The organism is Roseomonas haemaphysalidis, from assembly GCF_017355405.1.
Taxonomy (GTDB): Bacteria; Pseudomonadota; Alphaproteobacteria; order Acetobacterales; family Acetobacteraceae; genus Pseudoroseomonas; species Pseudoroseomonas haemaphysalidis.
The window spans coordinates 2767379-2788408 of sequence record NZ_CP061177.1; the positions used below are offsets into that span (position 1 = coordinate 2767379).

Consider the following 21030-nt stretch of genomic DNA (forward strand, 5'->3'; position numbering starts at 1 on the left):
GGAGCGCGAGGACATTGTTACAGAGTTTCTTGTCAGCGCGTCCGGTATCCCTTCGTTGCAATTCGCCATGCGGGCATTGAGCGAAGCCCGCCCGGACTGGGTGCAGCCGGGGCTGGAGGGGTTGTTTCGCCTGGACCCGGACTTCGCCACTATCGAGCCCCTGGCAGGCCCCCTGCCCTGGCGCCGCCGGCCGCGGGGTTTCGGTGGTCTGGCGCGCAGCATCCTGGGGCAGCAGATCAGCAATCAGGCCGCCGAGGCCATCTGGCGCCGCTTCGTGGCGTTGCCAGGCAGCCTGCAGCCGGAAGGTCTCCTGGCGCTGCGGGACGAGGACTTCCGGGCCGCTGGCCTGTCCCGCCCCAAGGTGGCGCATCTGCGCGGCCTCGCCGCCGCGGCGTTGCGCGGCGAGCTGCGGCTGGATGCCCTTGACCGGATGACGGATGCGGAGGCCGTCGCCCATCTCGCGGCCCAGCGTGGCCTCGGGCCCTGGACGGCCCAGGTGCATCTGCTATTCGCCGAAGACCGGCCCGATGTGTTTCCGCATGGCGATGTGGCCCTGGCCGCCGCCCTGGCCCACCTGAAGAACCTTGCCACGCGCCCCACGCCCAACGCCCTGACGCGGCTGGCTGAGGGTTGGAGCCCCTGGCGCTCGCTGGCGGCGCGGCTGCTGTGGCATTATTGGCGGCACGTGACCGGGCGCCCGGTTGGCGAGGCCGATTAGCCGTGCCACCCTGCGCCGCATCATGCCCCGTCTCCGCCTGTCCGCCCGCGCCGATGCCACCGACACGCCGCCCATCCCGGCCGCCCGAGGCTGGGCCGCGCGCTATGCTGGCGCGGCCGGGCCGATGCTGGACCTGACCCAGGCGGTGCCGGGCTATCCGCCGCATCCTGAACTGCTGGATCGGCTTGGCCATGCGGCGGCGGAGCGTGGCACGGCGGGATATGGTCCCATTGATGGCGACGTCGGGCTGCGCGAGGCGCTGGCGGACGAGCTGTCCGTGGCTTACGGCACCCCGGTCGGGGCGGAGGATGTTTCCATCACCGCCGGTTGCAACCTGGCCTTCACCATGGCGATGACGGTGCTGGCGGGCAGCGGCGATGCGGTGCTGCTGCCGGTCCCCTGGTATTTTAACCACCGCATGACGCTGGAGCTGCTGGGCATCCAGGCCCTGCCCTTCGCCACGCGCGCCGAAGACGGCTTCATTCCCGACCCGGACGCGCTGGCGGCGGCCATCACGCCCCAGGTCCGCGCCGTGGTCCTGGTGACGCCGAACAACCCGACCGGCGCCATCTATCCTCCGGATGTCATCGGGCGCATCGCCAGGCTGTGCCGCGAGCGCGGCGTGTGGCTGGTGCTGGACGAGACCTATCGTGACTTCCTGCCGGAGCCCGCGGCCGCGCCGCATGGACTGTTCGCCGAAGCTGGTTGGCAGGATGGCGTCGTGCAGCTTTATTCCTTTTCCAAATCCTATTGCATTCCTGGGCACCGGATGGGTGCCATCGTCGGTGGCGGCGCCTTTCGCCAAGGGCTGCTGAAGGTGCTCGACAGCTTCCAGATCTGCCCATCGCGCCCGGCCCAGGCGGCCCTGGCCTGGGCGATCCCGGCGCTGCGGGGCTGGCGTGCCGGCAACCGCGCCGTCATGGCCGGCCGCGCCGCCGCCTTCTCCGCCGCCATGGGCACGCTGCCCGATTGGCATGTCGACGCGATGGGAACCTACTTCGCTTATCTCCGCATCCCGTCGGGCATGCCGGATGCCATGCCCATGGCCGAGCGGCTGGCGGCCGAGCGGGGCCTGCTCGTGCTGCCCGGCCCCTTCTTCGGCCCCGGGCAGGAACGGCATCTGCGCCTCGCCTTCGCCAACGCCGGGGATGCCGCGCTGGCCGCGCTGCCCGCCCGCCTCGACCACGCCACCCAGCTCGCCTGAATGCCGAGGATGCCCGCCATGACCGCCGATCTTCCTGTGCTGCCCCGCCGCGCCGTTCTGGGCGGCCTGGCCGCCGCCGCCCTGGCGCGGCCGGCGATGGCCCAGGGCGGGCCGATCCGCATTGGCGAGATCAATTCTTATACCGCCCAACCGGCATTCCTGGGGCCCTACCGCAATGGCTGGCTCCTGGCGCAGGAGCAGATCAACGCCGCCGGCGGCGTGCTCGGGCGGCCGCTGGAAACCCTGTTCCGCGACGATGCCGGCAAGCCGGAGGACGCCGTCCGGCTGGCGGGCGAATTGCTGAACAGCGAGAAGGTGGCGCTGCTGGCCGGCGGGTACCTGTCGAACGTCGGGCTGGCGCTGGGCGACTTCGCCAATCAGAACAAGACACTTTATGCCGCCGGTGAGCCGCTGACGGATGCGCTCGTCTGGTCCAAGGGCAACCGCTACACCTTCCGCCTCCGCCCCAGCACCTACATGCAGGCGGCCATGCTGGTGGAGGAAGCGGCCAAGCTGCCCGCGAAGCGCTGGGCCGTGGTGGCGCCGAACTATGAATACGGCCAGTCCGCCGTCCGGTGGTTCCGCGAGCTGCTGCAGAAGGCGAAGCCGGAGGTCGAGTTCGTGGGCGAGCAGTTTCCCGCCCTGGGCCGCATCGATGCCGGAGCCACGGTGCAGGCGCTGGAAAGGATGCGGCCGGATGCCATCTTCAACGTCACTTTTGGGGTCGATCTGCTCAACTTCGTCCGCCAGGGCAACACCCGTGGGTTGTTCGAGAACCGCGCCGTCGTTTCCATGCTCAGCGGAGAGCCGGAATACCTGGAACCGCTGGGCGAGGAATGCCCGGACGGCTGGATCGTCACCGGCTACCCACGCGACACCCTGGAAGACCCGGCGCATGTCGCCTTCCGCGACGCCTACCGCAAGCGCTTCAACGAAGCACCGAAATGCGGCTCCGTGGTCGGGCACGACCTTATGCAGGCCATCGCCGCCACCATCCGCCGCGCCAACGCACTGGGCACCGAGGCACTGGTGGATGCCTTCGAAGGCATTCGCTACGCCACGGCCTATGGCACGGGCGAAGTGGAGTTCCGCAAGATCGACCATCAGGCGACGCTGGGCTGCTTCGTGGGCCGTACCAAGCTGAATGGCCGGGTCGGCGGCATGGTGGACTGGCGCTACGCGGACGGTGCCCGCTACCTGCCGGACGACGCCACCGTGCGGAGCTGGCGCCCCCAGGGATAGCGCGCCTTGGATCAGCTGGTCCTCCAGGGACTGAACGGACTGGCGAGCGCCTCCTCGCTGTTCCTGGTGGCGGCGGGGCTGACGGTGATCTTCGGCGTCAGCCGCATCGTCAACTTCGCCCATGGCAGCCTGTACATGCTGGGCGCCTATCTGGGCTGGACACTGACAACGCAGGGGCCGCTGGCGCAGCTTGGCGGCCACACGGGCTTCTGGGGCGGCGTGCTGCTGGCCGCGCTGGCGACGGGCGCGATCGGCGCCGCCATCGAGTTCCTGGTCCTGCGGCGGATCTACCGCGCGCCGGAGCTGTTCCAGTTGCTGGCCACCTTCGCCATGGTGCTGATCGTGCAGGACCTGACCCTGCTGGCCTGGGGGCCGCAGGACCTGCTGGGGCCCCGCGCGCCCGGCCTGCGGGGAGCCACGGAGATCCTGGGGCTGCGTTTTCCGCGATACGAGCTGTTCCTGATCGCCGTCGGGCCGGCGGTGCTGGGTTTGTTGTGGCTGCTGTTCCATCGCACCCGCTTCGGCATCCTGTTGCGCGCCGCGACGGAGGACCGCGAAATGGTGGCGGCGCTCGGCGTGGACCAGCGGCGGCTGTTCACCAGCGTCTTCGCGCTCGGCGCCGCGCTGGCCGGGCTGGCGGGCGCGCTGCAATTGCCGCGCGAGGCGGTGAACTTGCACATGGACATGGCCGTGATCGTCGAGGCCTTCGTGGTCGTGGTGATCGGCGGCCTCGGCAGCCTGGGGGGGGCGGCGCTGGCGGCGCTGCTGATCGGGGAATTGCAAGCCTTCGGCATCCTGGTCTTCCCGCGCATCACATTGGTGCTGGCCTCTCTGGTGATGGCACTGGTCCTGGTGCTGCGGCCGCACGGGCTGCTGGGCCGCAAGCCGTCTGGCCTGCTGCCGGCGGCGGTGCCTGCCGCGCCATTGCCCCACGCGCCCGGCTGGCTGGCCTGGGCCGGGGGCGTGGCACTGGCCGCGCTGCTGGCGCTGCCGCCGTTGCTGGGCGACTACCCCCTGTCCATCCTGGCTGACATGGCGGCGATGGTGCTGTTCGCCGCCAGCCTGCACCTGATCATGGGGCCGGGCGGCATGGCCAGCTTCGGCCACGCCGCCTATTTCGGCGCCGGCGCCTATGCCGCCGCGCTGCTGGCCAAGCATCTGGGCGCGCCCATGGAAGCGGGCCTCGCCCTGGCCCCCTTCGCGGCCGGGCTGGTCGGGCTGGTATTCGGTTGGTTCTGCGTGCGGCTGTCGGGCGTGTATTCCGCCATGTTGACCCTGGCCTTCGCGCAGATTGCCTGGAGCGCGGCCTTCCAATGGGTCGAGGTGACGGGCGGCGACAACGGCATCCTCGGCGTCTGGCCCAGTGATTGGGCGCGCGGCAAGCTGGCCTTCTGGTACCTGTCCCTCATGCTTTGCGGCCTGGGGGTGGTGGCGCTGCGGCAGGTGCTGTTCTCCCCCTTCGGGATGGCGCTGCGGGCACAGCGCGATTCGCCGTTGCGGGCCGAGGCCATTGGCATCGATACCTTTCAGGTCCGCTGGGCGGCCTTCGCCCTGGCCGCGGCCGCGGCCGGGCTGGCGGGCGCGTTGTTCGCCTACGGCAAGGGCAGCGTCTTCCCATCCTTCCTGGGCATTCCCCGCAGCGTCGATGCGCTGGTGATGGTGTTGCTGGGCGGGGTGCAGACGGTGGTGGGGCCCGTGCTGGGTGCCGTCGCCTATGTGGGCCTGCAGGAACAGCTGGTACGCATCTCCGACCTGTGGCGGCTGGTGCTGGGGCTGGCGATCCTGGCCATGGTCATCCTGTTTCCCGGTGGCCTGGCGGGTGCCCTGCGGAGCCGCCGGCCATGACCATGCTGGAAGCGCGGGGGCTGCGGAAGAGCTGGGGCGGCGTGGCGGCGGTGGATGGCGTCTCGCTATCCGTGCAGGCGGGGGAGATGCTGGCGCTGATCGGCCCCAACGGCGCCGGCAAGAGCACCTGCTTCAACATGCTGAACGGGCAGATCCGTCCCGATGCCGGCCAGGTGCGGCTGTTCGGCCAGGATATCACCGGCCTGCCGCCCCGCCGGGTGTGGCGGCTGGGCGTGGGGCGGACCTTTCAGGTCACAGCGACCTTCGGCTCCATGACCGTGCTGGACAACGTACGGATGGCGTTGCTGTCGCACCACCGCAGGCTGGCAGCGCTGTGGCGCCCGGCCAGTGGCCTGTATGCCCGGGAAGCCGCCGAGGCGCTGGCTCAGGTGGGGCTGGCCGACCAGGCCGCACGCTCCTGCGGCGTGCTGGCTTATGGCGACCTCAAGCGACTGGAGTTGGCGATCGCCCTGGCCAATGCCCCCCGCCTGCTGCTGATGGACGAGCCCACCGCCGGCATGGCCCCAGCGGAGCGCGGCGGGTTGATGGCGCTAACCGCGGAGATCGCCCGGGCACGGGGCATCGCCGTGCTGTTCACGGAACACGACATGGACGTGGTTTTCGGCCACGCCGACCGGGTGATGGTGCTGCACCATGGCGCCGTGATCGCCAGCGGGGCGCCCGCCGCCATCCGCGCGAATACGAGGGTGCGCGAGGTTTATCTGGGCCAGGAGCCGGCGTGATGTTGCGGGTGGAGGGGCTGGAAGCCCGATACGGCCGCGCGCAGGTGCTGCACGGCATCAGCCTTTCCGTCGCGGCGGGCGAGGTGTTGTGCCTCCTGGGCCGCAACGGCGCGGGCAAGAGCACCACCATGAAGGCCATCATGGGGCTGGTTCCCCCCAGCGGCGGGCGGGTCGTCTTCGCCGGGCGCGAGATCGGCGGGCTGCCACCGCATGAGGTCGCGCGGGCCGGACTGGGCTACGTGCCGGAGGAACGCCGCATCTTCACCGGCCTGACGGTGGAGGAGAACCTAGAAGTGGGACGCCGCCCCGCCCCGGCGGGACAGCCCGCCTGGACGGCGGAGCGCGTCTACGCGCTGTTCCCCGTGTTGGGCGACATGCGCAAGCGGACAGGTGGCCGGATGAGCGGTGGCGAGCAGCAGATGCTGGCCGTGGCGCGGACCCTGATGGGCAACCCCCGCCTGCTGCTGCTGGACGAGCCGAGCGAGGGCTTGTCCCCCTTGGTGGTCCAGCGAATGGCGGAGGCGGTGCTGACCTTGAAGCAGGACGGCATGCCGATCGTGCTGTCCGAACAGAACCTCGGCTTCGCCGCCAGGGTCGCGGACACAGCGTGCGTGATCGAAAGCGGCGAAATGCGCCACACCGGCACCATGGCCGGATTGCTGGCCGACGCAGAAGCCAGAAGGCGCTACCTTTCGGTGTGAAAGGCAGCGCCCTGGACCTTAGCGGTAGTAAGGCCGCGGCGGGGGCGGCCCGCGACGGCGGCGGCGGCGCCACCGTGGCGGCGGGGGCGGCGGCGGACGGCGATATGCACGCCGGCGCCAGCGCGGGGGCGGCTGGGCCTCGGCTTCCCCGGTGGTGGCAATGGTCGCGGCACCGGCCAAGCCGATGGCGGCGACCAGATTGAACAGCAAGCGGCGTCTCAGCAACGCGGCGTCCTCCTGACGATCGACCAAGCGTCAACGCGGCCTTGGCGGTGTCCGTTCCATGACAAGAGGTTCATGCGTCAGGCGGTGATCCACAGCAGTGCCCAGGCGAACAGCCAGCCGGCGAGGATGCCCATGATGCCGCCGGCCAGCCCCTGCTCGACCAGCGGGTGCACCCGCAGCCGAAGCGCCGCCGCTGCCGCGCGGCGGAGCCACCAGCGAGGGGATGCCCGCGCCACCTGCCATGAAGCGCGGGCCGGCCAAAGCGGCCGATGCCGCAGCGGGGGGGTAGCGAGGGAGAAGGCAGGTTGCTGCTGCATGAGAACATCATGAACATAACCAGAACGTTGCCGTCAAGCGTCGTTTGAACCCTTTTTGTTCTCGCTTCCGTGGGTGTGGCATGGTTGCCGCGGCGGCTAGGCGACCTCGCGCAACGTCGCGTCCAGCGCATCGAGGAAGCGGTCGGCATGCTCGCGCCCGAAGACCAGGGGCGGCCGGATCTTGAGCACGTTGGCATGGGGGCCGGAGGCGCTGATCAGCACGCGGCGCTCCCGCAGCCCGTTCACCAGCTTGGCCGTCGTCGCGCCATCTGGAGCACGTGAGGCGCGGTCCCGCACCAGTTCCACGCCGATAAACAGCCCCGCCCCGCGCACGTCCCCGATCGCCTCGTGGCGCAGCGCGAGTTGGCGCAGGCCGGCCTGCAGATAAGCACCGGTATCGCGCGCGTTGCTGACCAGCCCCTCGCCCTCGATCACCTCCAGCACCGCCTGCCCCACCGCGCAGGACACCGGGTTGCCGCCAAAGGTGTTGAAGTAGCGGGTGCGGTCCCCGAAGCCTTGTAGGATCTCCGGCCGCGCGACCATGGCGGCAATGGGGTGGCCGTTGCCCATCGGCTTGCCCATGGTCACCAGATCCGGCTCGATGCCATGGCGCTGGAAGCCCCACATGGACGCGCCCGTGCGGCCGAAGCCAGGCTGCACTTCGTCGGCGATGAACAGCCCGCCCGCTTCGCGGATCGCCGCCACCGCCGGCGCCAGAAAGCCTGCCGGCTCGGCGAAGACGCCGTCGGACGAGAAGATGGTATCCACCAGCAGCGCGGCGGGCTGGATGCCATGTGCGCGCAGGTCCGCAGCGGCATCGCGCACGGCGGCGGCGAAGGCCTGCCCGACATCCGCGCCACCGGCACGAAACTGGTCCGGCGCCGGGATGGTGCGGATGTTCGGCCCCGGCGTGACGCCGGCACCGAGCGAGGGCGACATCTCGGAGATCACCGCCGTCACGCCGTGATAAGCGAGTTGCGTGACGATGAAGCCGCTGCCGCCGGTGTGGCTGCGCGCCACGCGATAAGCGAGGTCGTTGGCCTCGCTGCCCGTGCAGGTGAACATCACCTGGCTGAGGGCGGGCGGAAAGTAACCCAGCAGCTTCTCGGCGTAGTCGAGGATGACGTCGTTGATGTAGCGGGTGTGGGTGTTCAGCGTCGCCGCCTGGCGGGACAAGGCCGCCACGACGTGCGGGTGGCAATGCCCGACGCTGGCGACGTTGTTGTAGACGTCGAGATAAGCGTTGCCGTCCGGGTCATAAAGCCACACGCCCTCGCCGCGCACGAAGTGCACGGGGTTGGCGTAGAACAGGCGGTAGGCCGGGCCGAGCAGCTTCTGCCGGCGCTCGATCAGCGCGCGCTCGCGCGGGGCGACGGCATTGGTCGCCCGGGCGTCGAAGGCATTGATCATGGTCGGCGTGCTGGCGGTCATGGGCGGGCACTTTCAGCGCAGGCAGCGTGGAACAGGGCGGCGGCCTGGTCGCGTGGAATGGCGGCGAGCCGTTCCAGCCCCGCCCAGGACCGCGGGTAGTTGCGCAGGATATAGGCGGCGTTGTCCGGCTGCCGCTCCGCCCGCCAGCCACTGATGGCGACGCTGATGACCCCGCGCACGGCGATCAGGTCGAACAGGATGTCCAGCTCCTCCGGCAGCAGCGGGCAGATCGCGTGATAGCCGGCGACGATCTCGGCCGGACCGGCCAGCGGATGCCCCTCGGCCTGCACGTGATAGGCGCAGGCGGTGGCGAGGTCCTGCACCAGCGGTGCGCACACCATGTCGCCGAAGTCGATGACTCCGGCGATGCGGTCGTCCGCCACCGCGTCGGCCAGCACGTTGTGCGGGTTGAAGTCGTTGTGGATCACCTGCCTACGCAACCCCCGCATGGCGGGCACCGCCAGCCGCTCGAAGGTATCGAGCAACCCTTCGGGCACGGCGCGGCGGGCGGGGTCCTGGATATGCGCCAGCAGCGGCCGCACCCGGGCGGCGTGCTGGATGTCCCACAGCAGCACATGGTCCTGCGCCGGGTGGCTGAAGCCGCGCAGCGCCAGCCCCACCCGCGCCAGCAGGGCGCCCAGGGCGCGGCGCTGCGCGGCGCCGGGGGTGGCCAGGTGCAGCGGCCGCCCGGGCAGCCAGGAATACACGCGCACCAGCCGCGAAGGCTGGCCCGGAACCTGCCACGGCACGACGAGCGGCAACCGCGCGCGGGGCACAGGCAGCGTGGGGTCCGCTTCGGCCAGGTGCAGCAGCGCCCGCCCCTGGAAGTCCGTGACCAAGGAGTCTTCGGCGGGATGCACAACCTTCAGCACGTATTCGCCGCCATCCGAGGCAAGCAGATGGAAGTTGCGGTCGCGCTCGCCGGTCAGCGGCTTGGCGGTGGCCTGCAGCCCGAAATGCGCGGCCGCGAGGGCTTCGGCATCGGCGGTGGAGGCAGGCGGCGGCGGTGCATCCAGCACCTCGCCCAATGCCATACTCATGCCGGCTCCAGGATCTGTGGCGGCTGCAATACGGCGACCGCCGGCAAGGGTCCGTCAAAGGCCACCACCTCCACCAGGCACGACTGGGCGGCGCATCCCTGGCCCAGGCGCGAAGTGCCGACGTCCTGCGTCAGCACATTGGGGTTGCCGTGGCGGTCCAGCCCGTCTTCGCCCGGGTCCCACCACGCGCCCGTGGCCATCGCCACCACGCCGGGGCGGATGCCCTCCGAAAGCTTCAGGCCCGCCAGCACGGCGCCGCGATCATTGAACATCCGCACGACGGCGCCATCCGACAGGCCGCGGGCGGCGGCGTCATCGGGATGCATCAGCATGGGCTCGCGGCCCTGGACCTTGCTGGCCTGCGCCACCCGCCCCTGGTCCAGCTGGCCATGCAGCCGCGTGGCTGGCTGGTAGGACAGGAGATGCAGCGGAAAACGTCGGGCCTGCTCCGCGCCCAGGTACTCGCGCGGCGCGTGCCACTCGGGGTGCCCACCGATCTCGGCGTAGCCGAAGCTGGCGATGGTTTCGGAAAACAGCTCCACCTTGCCGGAAGGCGTGTTCAGCGGATGCGCCGCCGGGTCACGCGCGAAGTCGGAAAACAGCACGAAGTCCTGGTCCGGACGCGGCGTTTCCACGAAGCCTTCCGTCCAGAAACGGTCGAAGTCGGGTGCCTCGAACCCCTGGCGGGCGCAGGCCGCGCGCCAGCGCTCGTAGAGGTGGCGCAGCCACGCGGCTTCGTCGCGCTGCTCGGTGAAGCGGTCGCGGAAGCCCAGGGCGTCGGCCATGTCGGCCAGCATGTCGTGGTCATTGCGCGCTTGTGCGAGCGGCGGAATCGCCTGGTGCATGGCGCGCACGAAGCGGTCGCGGGACGAGGAGCCGATGTCGTTGCGCTCCAGCGTCGTGGTCGCCGGCAGTACGATGTCCGCATGGCGCGCGGGGGCGGTCCACCATGGTTCCTGCACCACCACCGTATCCGCACGGCACCAGCCGCGCAGCAGGCGGTTGAGGTCCTGGTGGTGGTGGAACGGGTTGCCGCCGGCCCACCAGATCATGCGGATGTCCGGCAGCGGGATGTCACGGCCGTTGTACTGCATCACCTCGCCCGGCCGCTCCAGCAATTCCGTCACACGGGACACCGGGATGGCCACGCCGGCCGGGTTGCGCGTGGCGGGCAGCGACACGGAGGGCAGTTCCCAGCGCGGCGTGCCCATTCCGTTCAGGCTGCCATAGCCGAAGACCACGCCCTGCCCCGGCTGGCCGATGCCGCCCAGCATGGCGGCCAGTGCCACCAGCATCCACCAGGGCTGCTCGCCATGCTCGGCGCGCTGGATGGACCAAGTGGCGGTCAGCATGGTCGGCGCGGCGCCGGCTTCCAGCGCCAGGCGGCGGATGGTGGCAGCCGGCACCTCGGTGACAGCGGAAGCCCATTCGGGCGTTTTCGGCACGCCATCCGCGTCGCCCAGGATATAGGGCCGCAGCTTGTCCCAGCCGGTGCAGTGGGTGGCCAGGAAGCTCCGGTCCTCCAGCCCCGCCGCCAGCAGCACATGCGCCATGCCCAGGAGCAGCGCGGTGTCCGTGTTGGGGCGGATCGGCACCCATTCGGCATCCAGGAAGTCCGGCGTATCGCCCTTGAAGGGCGACACGTTGACGAAGCGCACGCCGGCTTCCGCCACCTGCTTCAACCAGGGCACGTATTCATGCGCGCCCGCGCCGCCGGCGGTGACCAGCGCATTCTTCAGCGGCAGCCCGCCAAGGCAGAACATGAGCTTCGTGTGCTTGGCGATGCTGGGCCAGTCCGTCACCTGCCCCTGCATGATGTCGTTGGTGCCGACGATATGCGGCATCAGCGTCATGCCGGCACCGTAGGAATAATTCGTCACCTGCGTGGTGTAGCCGCCACCGAGACCCAGGAAGCGCTGCAACTGGCTCTTGGCATGGTGGAACCGCCCGGCCGACGACCAGCCATAGGACCCGCCCATGATCGAGGCATGGCCGAACGCGCCGCGGACCCGTTGCGTTTCCTCCGCCACCAGCCGGATGGCCTGGTCCCACGGCACCGGCACGAAGGCGTCGCTGCCGCGAAGCGATCCGCGCCGCTCGCCTTTCAGCCAGCCGGAACGCACATAGGGGCGGTCGATCCGCACGCGGGAATGCACCGCGTCCGGCACGGACTGGATCAGGGCGCCTGGATTGGGGTCCCGCGCGAAGGGTCGCACGCCCGTGACGCGCCCGTTCTCCACCACGGCTTCAAAGGCGCCCCAGTGGGCGGAATGCGGCTTGAGCTCGGTCATGGGTGGAAACCTATCGCTCCTTCAGCCAGCCTGCCAGTTGCGCACCGCATCCGTCGGCCACACCAGCATCAGCACGTTCAGCGTCAGGTTGTCACGGATCGCCAGCAGCGCGGCAAGTTCCAGGGCCACCACCAGCACCACGCCAGCCCAGGCCGGCAGCCGCGCCGCCAGCGCGAAGCCGAGCAGCATCGCGCCGACATCCGACATGGAATTAAGCACGCTGTCGCCGTTGTAGCCGAGCGCGATGGTGGCATCCCGGTAGCGGGCGATCACCTGCGGGGTGTTTTCCACGATCTCCCACGCCGCTTCCACCAGTGTCGCCGCCACAGCGCGGGCCGGCAGGCCATGGCGCCGCATCAGCCAATGCGCGGCACCATAGAACAGCAGCCCGTGCACGACGTGGGACAGCGTGTACCAGTCGGCGACATGCTGCGATCCCTCGGAGCCGTTCGCCACCCCGTACCAGAGCTTGATGCTGCCGCATTCGCACACCGGCACGCGGCCCATCGCCAAAAGGACCACCACCATGGCGGCGAGGATGCCCAGAATGACCGCGGTGGCGGCCGGCGGGGACAAACGAGTTGGCATGGCAGGCTCCCGGCCGGTTCGGCCAAGCCAGCGCTAACACGCCCGGTTGCCGATTTCACCCCGGCGCCTGTTTGCCTTACAGCACTGTGGCCACTCCGCCGGGATCTGCGCCATGAACCAGCCTGCCGACCGTCTCGACTGGCGCGCCCCCAGCCTGCCGCTGATGGCGGGTGCCGTGGTCGCCCCCTTCGCCGCCGTGCTGCAATCCAAGGCGATGACGCCGATCGGGCTGCTGGCGCTGGTGGCCTGCGTCCTGCTGGCCCGCTGGCGGCAGGGCCACTGGCCCTGGCCGCGGGCGGTGACCGGGTGGGCGGGCGTGGCGCTGGGCGGCTGGGCTGCGGTCACCGCGCCGGGAGCCATTGATCCCCATCGCAGCCTGTCAGAGGCCGCGGCGCTGCTGGCCATGGTGCTGCTGGCATCCGCCGCCGCGCGCGCCGTGGCCGGGGATGCGCCCGCGCAGCGCCGGCGGCTCGGCCACGCCGTGATGATCGGGTTGGCGATCGGGCTGCTGACCGCCCTGGCGGACCACCTTTCCGGCAATGCCATCCGTGCCGGCGTGCGGGGCTTGACGGTGGCACCGGAAAGCCTCGCCTTCGGGTTGAAGCCCGCGGCGTCGGTCATGGCGCTGCTGCTGCCCCTCGTCGCGGGGGCCGACCTGCCGGCGCGCTGGCGCGGCGCAGCGCTGGCCGCCGGGCTGGTGCTGCTGCTGGTCCTGCCGGGTGACACGGCCAAGCTGGCGGCCCTGGCCGGACTGGGCGCGGCTGCCGTGGTTGCGTGGCGGCCTGGCATGGCGCGCGTGCTGGCGGCGGTGCTGGCCGTGGCCATGCTGGCCACGCCGGTGCTTCTGGGCCCCACCATCACGGCCATCGGGCCCAGGATCGAACAGCTGCCACCCTCCGGCATCCACCGGCTGATGATCTGGGACTTCGCGCTCGGCCGCGCGGCGGAAAAGCCGTTGAAGGGCTGGGGCATGGAATCGTCCCGCAGCATCCCGGGCGGCGATGCGCGGCCGGACGACGCGCGGCTCGCGCGTCTGGGCATCACGGACACGTTTCTACGCTCATGGTTCGCGCAGCCGCACCTGCGCCTCCTGCCCCTGCACCCGCACAACGGGCCGCTGCAGATCCGCTTGGAACTGGGTTGGATTGGCAGCGCGCTGGCGGCGCTGACGGTGCTGCTGCTGGGCTTCGCGGCGCCGCGCTGCGCGGTGCCGGCGGCGGCATCGGGGGCGCTGGCGTCTGGCTTCGTGACGTTCTTCGCCAGCTTCGGCGCTTGGCAGAACTGGTGGCTGTGCGCGGCGGCGATGGCACTGGCCATCGCCGCCGGCATGACGATGCCCAGGCGGCGTTAAGCCGGCACCTTGGACGCGAAATGCGCGGAGAAGTCCGCGACGATCTGCGTCAGCTTGTCCACCAGCACCGCGCCGGTTTCAGCCGAGCAGAGCTTCGGATCGCCCTTGGCGACTCCCTGGTGGTAGGTGTCGTCATATTCCATCGGCAGGCCGATCTCGGCGCCCTGGAAGCTGGCGGCGCCCAGCCCGGTATAGGGCAGGCCCAGGACGCTGTCGTTCTTCAGCGGCTGCGCCTCCGGGATCATGTCGGTGCGCAGCAGTTCCGGAAACAGGTGCAGGCCGATGCTGGTCAGCGGGTCGGCGCCGTGGCCGGACACCGCCTTGGCCTTCTCCGCGCCGATCAGCCCAGGCAGCAGGCCGTAGCTGATGCGCCACAGATACAGGCTCGGCATCACGATCTTCTTTTCGGTCCACAGCGCGCGGGCCACCTCGGCGATGGGGCCGACATTGCCGCCGTGGCCGTTGATGACGATGACGCGCGTCAGGCCGTTGCGGTGCAGGCTGGCCACCATGTCGGTGATGACGCTGATCAACGTCGCCTGGCTGATGGCGATGCCGCCGACCATCGGGCCGAACCAGTCGGCGCCACCGAAAGGCAGCACGGGGGCGACGAAGGTGGGCGTGCCGGCGGCGGTGGCGCGCAGCGCGGCCAGCTCCGCCACCTTCTCGGCCAGGAGGTAGTCGCCCATCGGCGCGTGCGGGCCCTGGTCCTCGTGGCTGCCCATGGGCAGCAGGATGATGGGGTTCTTCGAGAAGGCCTCGCGCCCCTCCCCGCCGGTCAGCGTGCCCATGTGGACCTTGGGCGAAGTCAGTGCAGCCACTTGGCGTACTCCAGTTCTTGTTACGAGATTTCTTCGGCCCGGATGCAGGCGACGCGGGAGGCGCCGTCGCCGAAGGGCCGCAGCTCCGGCACCACTTCCGCGCAGGCGTCGCGCGCATGGGCGCAGCGCGTGCGGAACACGCAGCCGGATGGCGGGTTGGACGGGCTTGGCGGGTCGCCCTGCAACAGGATGCGCTGGCTGCGCTTCGCCGGGTCGAGCATCGGCGTCGCGGACAGGAGCGCCCTGGTATAGGGGTGGATCGGGCGCGCGAAGATCTCTCGCGCCGTGCCCTCCTCCATCACCTTGCCCAGATACATCACGATCACCCGGTCGCAGAGGTTGGCGACGACCGGCAGGTCGTGACTGATGAACATCATCGCGAGGCCGAGGTCCCGCCGCAGGTCGCCCAGCAACTGGATCACCTGCGCCTGGATGGACACGTCCAGCGCCGAAACCGGCTCGTCCGCCACCAGGAACTCCGGACCGGTGGACAGCGCGCGCGCGATGCCGATGCGCTGCCGCTGGCCGCCCGAGAACTCGTGCGGGAAACGCGCGGCATGCGCCGGGTCCAGCCCCACCTTGGCGAGCAATTCCGCCACCCGCGCACCGCGTTGCGCGCGCGGCAGGATGCCATGGATGCCGATGCCATCGGCGATCTGATCACCCACCCGGCGGCGCGGGTCCAGGCTGCCATAAGGGTCCTGGAAGACGATCTGCATGCGCTTGCGGGCCGCCCGCCACTCGGCGCGCGAGCCACCGGTGACCGGCTTGCCGTCAAAGCGGACGGTGCCCTCCGTCACCGGCATCAGCCCCAGCATCAACCGCCCCAGCGTGCTCTTGCCCGAGCCGCTTTCGCCCACCACGCCCAGCGCCTCGCCACGCGACACGCTGGCGTCGATGTGCTTAACCGCCTGCACCGGCTTGCCCTTGTGGAACACGCCCTTGCCGGGAAAGGTCTTCGACAGGCCAATGGCTTCGATCAACGGTGCGCTCATGCCATGGCCTCCGAACGGGCGAGTTCCGGCCAGCGGATGCAGCGCACCTGCCGCGCGTCGCGGATGTCCTCCAGCGCCGGCGGCGCGGCCTCGCAGGCCGGCTTGGCGAAGCGGCAGCGCGGCGCGAAGCGGCAGCCGACCGGAAAGGCATGCGGCGGCGGCACGATGCCGGGGATGCCGACCGGCGGCGCCTCGCCTTCCGGCACCGCGTCCAGCAGGGCGCGGGTGTAGGGGTGCAGCGGGTTGCCGAAGACATCGGCCACGCTGCCCTGCTCCACCACCTGCCCGGCATACATCACCGCCACGCGGTCCGCGATCTCGGACACCACGCCCAGGCTGTGGGTGATGAAGATCATCGCCGTGCCGGTTTCGCGCTTCAGGTCGTTCAGCAGGTCCAGGATCTGCGCCTGCACGGTAACGTCCAACGCCGTGGTCGGCTCGTCGCAGATCAGCAGCTTCGGGCGGTTGGCGATGCCCATGGCGATCATCACGCGCTGCCGCATGCCGCCCGACATCTCGTGCGGGTAGACCCGCAGCCGCTTCGCCGGGTCGGCGATGCCGACACGTTTGAACAACTCCTCCGCCTTGGCCCAGGCCTCGCCAGAGGAGACCTTCTGGTGCGCCTGGATCGCCTCGACCACCTGGGCGCCGACGCTGTGCACCGGGTTCAGGCTGCTCATCGGGTCCTGGAACACCATGGCCATGGGGCCACCGCGCAGGGCGCGCATTCCCGGCTCGTCCAGCCGCAGCACATCCTTGTCCCCCAGCCAGGCATGGCCCTCCACCGGCACCGCGACCGGCGGCAGCAGGCCCATCACCGCCGTAGCCGTGACGGACTTGCCGGAGCCGCTTTCACCCACGATCGCCAACGTCTCGCCCGCATGAACGGACAGCGAGACGTCCTGCACCGGACGGATCGGCCCGCGCGGGGTGGCGATCTCGACGGTCAGGTTGCGCACCTCCAGCACCGCGTCGGTGCGCGGCGCCGGGGCCGGCAGCAGGCCGGGCAGCACGCGGTCCACCAGCCGCAGCGGGCGGCGGGCGGCAGGGGTGCGCGGGTCCACCGCGTCGCGCAGCCCGTCGCACAGCAGGTTCATGGCGAGGATGGTGATGGTCAGCGCGATGCAGGGCCACAGCAGCAGCAGCGGCGCCTGCTCCATGGTCGCGCGCGCGCCACGGATCATCAGGCCCCAGGACGGCGCGGGCGGCACGACGCCAAGGCCCAGGAAGCTCAGCCCGCTTTCGAGCACCACCGCCGAGGCGACGGCGAGCGAAAGCTGCACCAGCACCGGCCCCGCCACGTTGGGCAGCACGGTGCGGCCCAGGATGCGCCAGGTCGGCGCACCCAAAGCCCGGGTCGCCTCCACATAGTCCAGGCTGCGGGCGGACAGCACCTCGGCATAGGTGACGCGGGCGAAGCCGGGGAGATACAGCACCGACAGCACCAGGATCAGCGTGCCCGCGCCGGGGCCCATCAGCGTGACAACCAGCAGCGCCAGCAGCACCGGCGGGAAGCACAGGATGATGTCCATGCTGCGCACGGTCAGGATCTCGCCCAATCCGCGGAACCAGCCGCCGATCAGCCCGAAGGCGGTGCCGATGACACCCGCGATCAACGCCGAGGCGAAGGCGACGCCGAGGCTGGTGCGCGCGCCCCAGACCAGCCGCGACAGCACGTCCCGCCCGAATTCGTCCCGCCCCAGGGGCGAGCCTGGCATGGCGCCCGCCAGCCGGTGGGCGATGTCCTGCCGCACCGGGTCCGACAGGCCCAGAATGGGGGCCGCGATGGCGACCAGAATGATGAAGGCGACGACCGCGCCCGGAATCCAGAGCTTCCTCATGCCGTGCGGATCCTCGGGTCGAGTGCTGCGTAGAGCAGGTCCATGATCAGGTTGATCAGCAGGAACAGGCCGGAAATGGTCAGCACGATGCCGACGACCATCGGGTAGTCCCGCGCTTCCACCGCGCGCAGCAGCGGCGTGGACAGGCCCGGCCAGTTGAACACGTATTCCACCAGCACCGTGCCGCCCAGCAGCGTGCCCATGTGCAGCCCCAGCACCGTCAGGACGGGCGTCATGGCATTGCGCACCACATGGCGCAGCAGCACCCGGTTCGGCGAGATGCCCTTGGCCCGCGCGGTGCGCACGTAGTCGCGCGACAGCGCGTCCAGCACGGAGGCGCGGGTCATGCGGTACACCACCGCCGCCAGCCCCTTGGCGATGGCGATGGCCGGCAGCGCCAGCAACGTCAGGTGCTGCCCCGGGTTCTGCGCCAGCGCCACGTAGCCGCCCGCCGGCATCCATCGCAGCGTCTGCGCCAGGACCAGGACCAGAAGCGTGCCCACCACGAAGACCGGCACCGCCAGCAGCAGCGCCGCCGTGCCGGAGGCGATGCGGTCGAACAACCCGCCCCGGTGCAGCGCGGCATAGGTGCCGGCCGGGATGCCGACGACCACGGCGATCAGCGTGCCCGCCAGGATCAGCTCCAGCGTGCGCGGCAGGCGCAGCGCGATCTCGTCCAGCACGGGGTACTCATCGACCAGCGAGGTGCCGAGGTCGCCGCGCGTCAGCCCCATCAGGAAGCTGCCATACTGGTCGATCAGCGGCCGCTCCAGTCCCAGCCGGTCCCGCAATTCGGCCACCGCCGCCGCATCCGGCGCCACGCCGCCGGTGGAAAGCAGAATCTCGGCCGGGTCACCGGGCACCAGGTGCAGGGTCATGAAGACGATGGTGGCGACGATCCATGCCAGCGCGATGGATACGCCGATGCGGCGGAGGAGCCAGCGCATCAGCCGAAATACGTCGCTTCCAGCATCGCGCCGGACGTGGTGCTGAGGGCGCCGGGCAGGTTGGTGAACCCCTGCACGCCGGTGGCCATGCCATAGCCCTGGCTGCGCCAGGCAAGCCCGACCAGCGGCACTTCCTCCAGCGCCGCGCGCTGCATGTTCTTGTAGATCTCGACGCGCTTGGCCTGGTCCAGCTCTCGCCGCCCCTCGGCCAGCAGTGCCGCGGTGCGCGGCGCCTGCACGCCGAAGGACCGGCCGTGCGAAGGCGACAGGCTGGGATCGAGCACACTGGTCAGCCCGTCGGGATCGTTGTTCTCGGCCGACACGCCGTGGATCGCGATCTCGTATTGCCCGCGCGTGCCCAGGCTGACGCGGGTGGACCAGTCCGGCAGCCGCAGCTCCGCCTGGATGCCGACGGCGGCGAGGTGCTGCTGCACCACTTCCGCCGTGTCCTTATGCATGCCGAACTGCGCGGTGGCCAGGATGGTGGTGGAAAAGCCGCCGCCGACGCCAGCCTCGGCCAGCAACGCCTTGGAGCGCGCAGGATCATAAGCCCAGCCGCGCGCCAGTTCGGCATCGTACCAGGGCGTGCCTTCGACGATGGGCAGGCCTTCCAGCACCTTGCCGCGCCCGAAGAAGGCGGCCTTGACGATGTCCTCGCGGCGGATGGCATGGGCCACGGCGCGCCGCACGCGGGCATCGGCGAAAGGCCCCTTGGTGCCGTTGAACAGCACGTCCATGAAAGGCCCTTCCACGGCGTCGAGCTTCAGCCGTGGCTCGGCCTCCACCATGTTCATCGACTGCCAGGGGACGTATTCGATCATGTCCACGTCGCCGGACTGCAATGCGGCGGCTCGCAGGTTCTCGTCTGCGTAAACCACGAAGCGGATGCCCTTCAGCTTGGGCAGCCCGGAATAATGGTTCGGCACCGCGACCAGATCGACCGAGGTACCACGCTCCTGCCCCGCGATGCGGAAAGGCCCGGCCCCGACAGGTGCATTGGCTTCAGACTTCCGCCAGATCAGGCCCATGTTGTAGCCGGCGAACCAGTGCGGCAACGACGCCACCGGCTCGCCGGTGTGCAGCCGCAAGGTGTGCTGGTCAGGCGTCTCGATCCGCGTCACCTGCTGGAACTGCGCGCGCATGTAGGCGGTTGAGCGTTCGCCCGCGATTTGCTCGATGTTCCACTTGATGTCGTCGGCCGTCACCGGCTCGCCATTCTGGAACTTGGCATCGGGGCGCAGCTTGAACAGCCAGGACCCGTCGTCCTGCCGGGCGAAGGATTCCGCCAGCTCGCCGCGCAGCTCGCCCTTGCTGTCGTAGGATACCAGCCGGCGGTGGATCAGCATCTTCACGGTGCCGGCGGAAGCGCCGGTGCTGACCCAGGGCTGCAGGTTGGGCGGAAAGGCCGACAGGCCAAAGCGCAGGATGCCATTGGAGGCCTGTGCCCGCGTGGCGGTGCCGCGAAGAAAGGGCAAGGCGGCACCGGCGGCGAGCAGGGCGCGGCGGGTCGGGGTCATGGCAATCTCCGGGCCAGGAGCGGCGTGAAACCGCAGGATCGGCAGGGCAGCAGCAATGAGCTCCCGGCAGTGTCGAGCAATCGACGAGGCAGCCGCAAGAGGGAATGGCGCCAATTTTTGGGAAACGGATCGGCCCGCTGCCTGTTTTGAAGGCACTCGCCTGATCTGGCAGGCGGAATCACGCGCAGCCTGTGTATCGCAGAATGAAACGATCAAAACAGACAAAAAAAGCCGCCGCCCGGCCAGGGCGGCGGCTCCGGATCGTCAGGTCAGACGGCGGCCAGCTTGGCGCGCGGGTCGTGACGCGCCACGCGGGACAGCAGGTATTCTACTTCCGTCTTCGCCTTGGCGCTCATGGCCACGCCGGGCTTGCGCTGCGCGTCGGAAGCGATGATGCCGCGCCGCGCCATCAGGTACTTGCGCACCGCAAGCCCGACCACCGGCTGCTGCTCGTAGCGCAGCAGCGGCAGGTGGGCGTCGAACAGGTCATGCGCCTTGTCCCGCTCGCCGGCGGCGGAAAAGCGGACCAGGTCCACCAGCATGTCCGGGAAGGCGTAGCCGGTCATGGCGCCGTCCGCGCCACGCTCCGTCTCGAAATCCAGGAACAGCCCGCCATTGCCGCACAGGATGGACACGCGGCGCATGCCGTCGGCCTCGAAGCCGCGCATGGCGGAGATCTTCTCCAGGCCCGGCCAGTCCTCGTGCTTGACCATCACGCAGGATGCGTTGTCCATGATGATCCGCCGGATCACCCCCGGCGTCATGACCACCGTGAAGTTCAGCGGGAAATCCTGCAGCACGAAGGGCACGTCCTCGCCGATCGCCTCGACCGCCTGGCGGTAGTAGGTGACGATCTGGTCGTCCGTGCGCAGCGTGTTGGGCGGCGCGATCATCACGCCCGCCGCACCGGCGTCCATGGACGCGCGCGCCAGCGCCCGCATGGCGGCGAAGCCGGGTGCCGACACACCGACCACCACCGGGATGGAGGAGGCGCGCTTGATGAAGCGCTTGGCGATGTCCAGCGCCTCGGCGCCTTCCAGCTTGGGGGCCTCGCCCATCACGCCCAGCACGGTGAGGCCCGTGCTGCCGCATTCCAGATAAAAATCGGTCATCCGGTCGATCGACGTCTCGTCGATCCGCCCGTCGGCATGGAATGGCGTGGGGGCGATCGGGAAGACGCCCTTGGCGGTGTTGTCGAGCAGCATCGTCAGTC

At 70.1% G+C, this 21030-nt stretch carries 17 protein-coding genes; 7 read left to right on the forward strand and 10 right to left on the reverse strand.

The features are described 5' to 3' along the window. Nucleotides 1-67: 67 nt before the first annotated feature. Genes IAI59_RS12825 through IAI59_RS12850 form a run of 6 tightly spaced genes read left to right on the forward strand, consistent with a single transcriptional unit; the run spans nt 68 to nt 6453 of the window. Nucleotides 68-718, forward strand: a complete 651-nt coding sequence (locus IAI59_RS12825; protein ID WP_207418267.1) for a DNA-3-methyladenine glycosylase family protein — start codon at nt 68-70, stop codon at nt 716-718. 22 nt (nt 719-740) lie between these two features. Beyond that, nucleotides 741-1922, forward strand: coding sequence for an aminotransferase (locus IAI59_RS12830; protein ID WP_207418266.1), 1182 nt, complete (start codon nt 741-743; stop codon nt 1920-1922). A gap of 18 nt (nt 1923-1940) precedes the next feature. Beyond that, entirely contained in the window at nt 1941-3164 is a 1224-nt protein-coding gene (locus IAI59_RS12835; RefSeq protein ID WP_207418265.1) for an ABC transporter substrate-binding protein, read from the forward strand. Nucleotides 3165-3170: 6 nt separating this feature from the next. Continuing rightward, nucleotides 3171-5009, forward strand: a complete 1839-nt coding sequence (locus tag IAI59_RS12840; RefSeq protein WP_207418264.1) for an ABC transporter permease — start codon at nt 3171-3173, stop codon at nt 5007-5009. After that, nucleotides 5006-5752 (forward strand): ABC transporter ATP-binding protein, encoded by a 747-nt coding sequence (locus IAI59_RS12845; protein WP_207418263.1) that lies wholly within the window; start codon nt 5006-5008, stop codon nt 5750-5752. The genes IAI59_RS12840 and IAI59_RS12845 overlap by 4 nt, the downstream gene beginning before the upstream one ends. Beyond that, nucleotides 5752-6453, forward strand: coding sequence for an ABC transporter ATP-binding protein (locus IAI59_RS12850; RefSeq protein ID WP_207418262.1), 702 nt, complete (start codon nt 5752-5754; stop codon nt 6451-6453). Before IAI59_RS12845 ends, IAI59_RS12850 begins: the two co-directional genes overlap by 1 nt. A gap of 638 nt (nt 6454-7091) precedes the next feature. Here the strand turns inward: IAI59_RS12850 and IAI59_RS12855 are convergent. From IAI59_RS12855 to IAI59_RS12870, 4 genes are read right to left on the reverse strand one after another with little or no spacing between them, the layout of a single operon-like run. Continuing rightward, nucleotides 7092-8426: an aspartate aminotransferase family protein gene (locus tag IAI59_RS12855; protein ID WP_207418259.1), complete on the reverse strand. Its 1335-nt coding sequence runs from the start codon at nt 8424-8426 to the stop codon at nt 7092-7094. Continuing rightward, nucleotides 8423-9466: a phosphotransferase gene (locus IAI59_RS12860; protein WP_207418257.1), complete on the reverse strand. Its 1044-nt coding sequence runs from the start codon at nt 9464-9466 to the stop codon at nt 8423-8425. The genes IAI59_RS12855 and IAI59_RS12860 overlap by 4 nt, the downstream gene beginning before the upstream one ends. Then, a complete protein-coding gene (locus tag IAI59_RS12865; RefSeq protein WP_207418255.1) occupies nt 9463-11757 on the reverse strand; it encodes a molybdopterin-dependent oxidoreductase in 2295 nt (764 codons plus the stop codon). Before IAI59_RS12865 ends, IAI59_RS12860 begins: the two co-directional genes overlap by 4 nt. A gap of 21 nt (nt 11758-11778) precedes the next feature. Next, complete coding sequence (locus tag IAI59_RS12870; RefSeq protein WP_207418253.1) at nt 11779-12345, reverse strand: DUF2585 family protein; 567 nt, start codon at nt 12343-12345, stop codon at nt 11779-11781. A 112-nt stretch (nt 12346-12457) separates the two neighbouring features. Between IAI59_RS12870 and IAI59_RS12875 the strand changes: the two genes are divergently transcribed. Further along, the gene (locus IAI59_RS12875) at nt 12458-13696 is read left to right on the forward strand and encodes an O-antigen ligase family protein (RefSeq protein WP_207418252.1); all 1239 of its coding nucleotides are present in this window, start codon (nt 12458-12460) and stop codon (nt 13694-13696) included. Here IAI59_RS12875 and IAI59_RS12880 read toward each other — a convergent pair. The 6 genes from IAI59_RS12880 to IAI59_RS12905 form a co-directional block, all read right to left on the reverse strand. Then, complete coding sequence (locus IAI59_RS12880) at nt 13693-14517, reverse strand: creatininase family protein (protein ID WP_237181124.1); 825 nt, start codon at nt 14515-14517, stop codon at nt 13693-13695. The two genes, IAI59_RS12875 and IAI59_RS12880, sit on opposite strands and share 4 nt — an antisense overlap. Before the next feature lie 20 nt (nt 14518-14537). After that, on the reverse strand, nt 14538-15512 hold the full coding sequence (locus IAI59_RS12885; protein WP_207418251.1) for an ABC transporter ATP-binding protein: 975 nt from the start codon (nt 15510-15512) through the stop codon (nt 14538-14540). Then, nucleotides 15509-17353, reverse strand: a complete 1845-nt coding sequence (locus IAI59_RS12890; protein WP_207418250.1) for a dipeptide/oligopeptide/nickel ABC transporter permease/ATP-binding protein — start codon at nt 17351-17353, stop codon at nt 15509-15511. Before IAI59_RS12890 ends, IAI59_RS12885 begins: the two co-directional genes overlap by 4 nt. Next, the gene (locus IAI59_RS12895) at nt 17350-18300 is read right to left on the reverse strand and encodes an ABC transporter permease (RefSeq protein ID WP_207418249.1); all 951 of its coding nucleotides are present in this window, start codon (nt 18298-18300) and stop codon (nt 17350-17352) included. The genes IAI59_RS12890 and IAI59_RS12895 overlap by 4 nt, the downstream gene beginning before the upstream one ends. Continuing rightward, nucleotides 18300-19817 carry an ABC transporter substrate-binding protein gene (locus tag IAI59_RS12900; protein WP_207418248.1) on the reverse strand — a complete coding sequence of 506 codons (1518 nt, stop codon included), beginning with the start codon at nt 19815-19817 and terminating at the stop codon, nt 18300-18302. The genes IAI59_RS12895 and IAI59_RS12900 overlap by 1 nt, the downstream gene beginning before the upstream one ends. Nucleotides 19818-20086: 269 nt before the next feature. Then, nucleotides 20087-21022: a dihydrodipicolinate synthase family protein gene (locus IAI59_RS12905; RefSeq protein ID WP_207418247.1), complete on the reverse strand. Its 936-nt coding sequence runs from the start codon at nt 21020-21022 to the stop codon at nt 20087-20089. Nucleotides 21023-21030 lie beyond the last annotated feature (8 nt).

What these genes read in the sequence shown, in the direction of transcription:
- IAI59_RS12860 (WP_207418257.1), bottom strand. Translation starts at nt 9,466, where the DNA reads ATGAGTATGGCATTGGGCGAGGTGCTGGATGCACCGCCGCCGCCTGCC.
- IAI59_RS12905 (WP_207418247.1), bottom strand. Translation starts at nt 21,022, where the DNA reads ATGCTGCTCGACAACACCGCCAAGGGCGTCTTCCCGATCGCCCCCACG.
- IAI59_RS12885 (WP_207418251.1), bottom strand. Translation starts at nt 15,512, where the DNA reads ATGAGCGCACCGTTGATCGAAGCCATTGGCCTGTCGAAGACCTTTCCC.
- IAI59_RS12830 (WP_207418266.1), top strand. Translation starts at nt 741, where the DNA reads ATGCCCCGTCTCCGCCTGTCCGCCCGCGCCGATGCCACCGACACGCCG.
- IAI59_RS12865 (WP_207418255.1), bottom strand. Translation starts at nt 11,757, where the DNA reads ATGACCGAGCTCAAGCCGCATTCCGCCCACTGGGGCGCCTTTGAAGCC.
- IAI59_RS12890 (WP_207418250.1), bottom strand. Translation starts at nt 17,353, where the DNA reads ATGAGGAAGCTCTGGATTCCGGGCGCGGTCGTCGCCTTCATCATTCTG.
- IAI59_RS12845 (WP_207418263.1), top strand. Translation starts at nt 5,006, where the DNA reads ATGACCATGCTGGAAGCGCGGGGGCTGCGGAAGAGCTGGGGCGGCGTG.
- IAI59_RS12835 (WP_207418265.1), top strand. Translation starts at nt 1,941, where the DNA reads ATGACCGCCGATCTTCCTGTGCTGCCCCGCCGCGCCGTTCTGGGCGGC.
- IAI59_RS12850 (WP_207418262.1), top strand. Translation starts at nt 5,752, where the DNA reads ATGTTGCGGGTGGAGGGGCTGGAAGCCCGATACGGCCGCGCGCAGGTG.
- IAI59_RS12895 (WP_207418249.1), bottom strand. Translation starts at nt 18,300, where the DNA reads ATGCGCTGGCTCCTCCGCCGCATCGGCGTATCCATCGCGCTGGCATGG.
- IAI59_RS12855 (WP_207418259.1), bottom strand. Translation starts at nt 8,426, where the DNA reads ATGACCGCCAGCACGCCGACCATGATCAATGCCTTCGACGCCCGGGCG.
- IAI59_RS12825 (WP_207418267.1), top strand. Translation starts at nt 68, where the DNA reads ATGCGGGCATTGAGCGAAGCCCGCCCGGACTGGGTGCAGCCGGGGCTG.
- IAI59_RS12900 (WP_207418248.1), bottom strand. Translation starts at nt 19,817, where the DNA reads ATGACCCCGACCCGCCGCGCCCTGCTCGCCGCCGGTGCCGCCTTGCCC.
- IAI59_RS12875 (WP_207418252.1), top strand. Translation starts at nt 12,458, where the DNA reads ATGAACCAGCCTGCCGACCGTCTCGACTGGCGCGCCCCCAGCCTGCCG.
- IAI59_RS12870 (WP_207418253.1), bottom strand. Translation starts at nt 12,345, where the DNA reads ATGCCAACTCGTTTGTCCCCGCCGGCCGCCACCGCGGTCATTCTGGGC.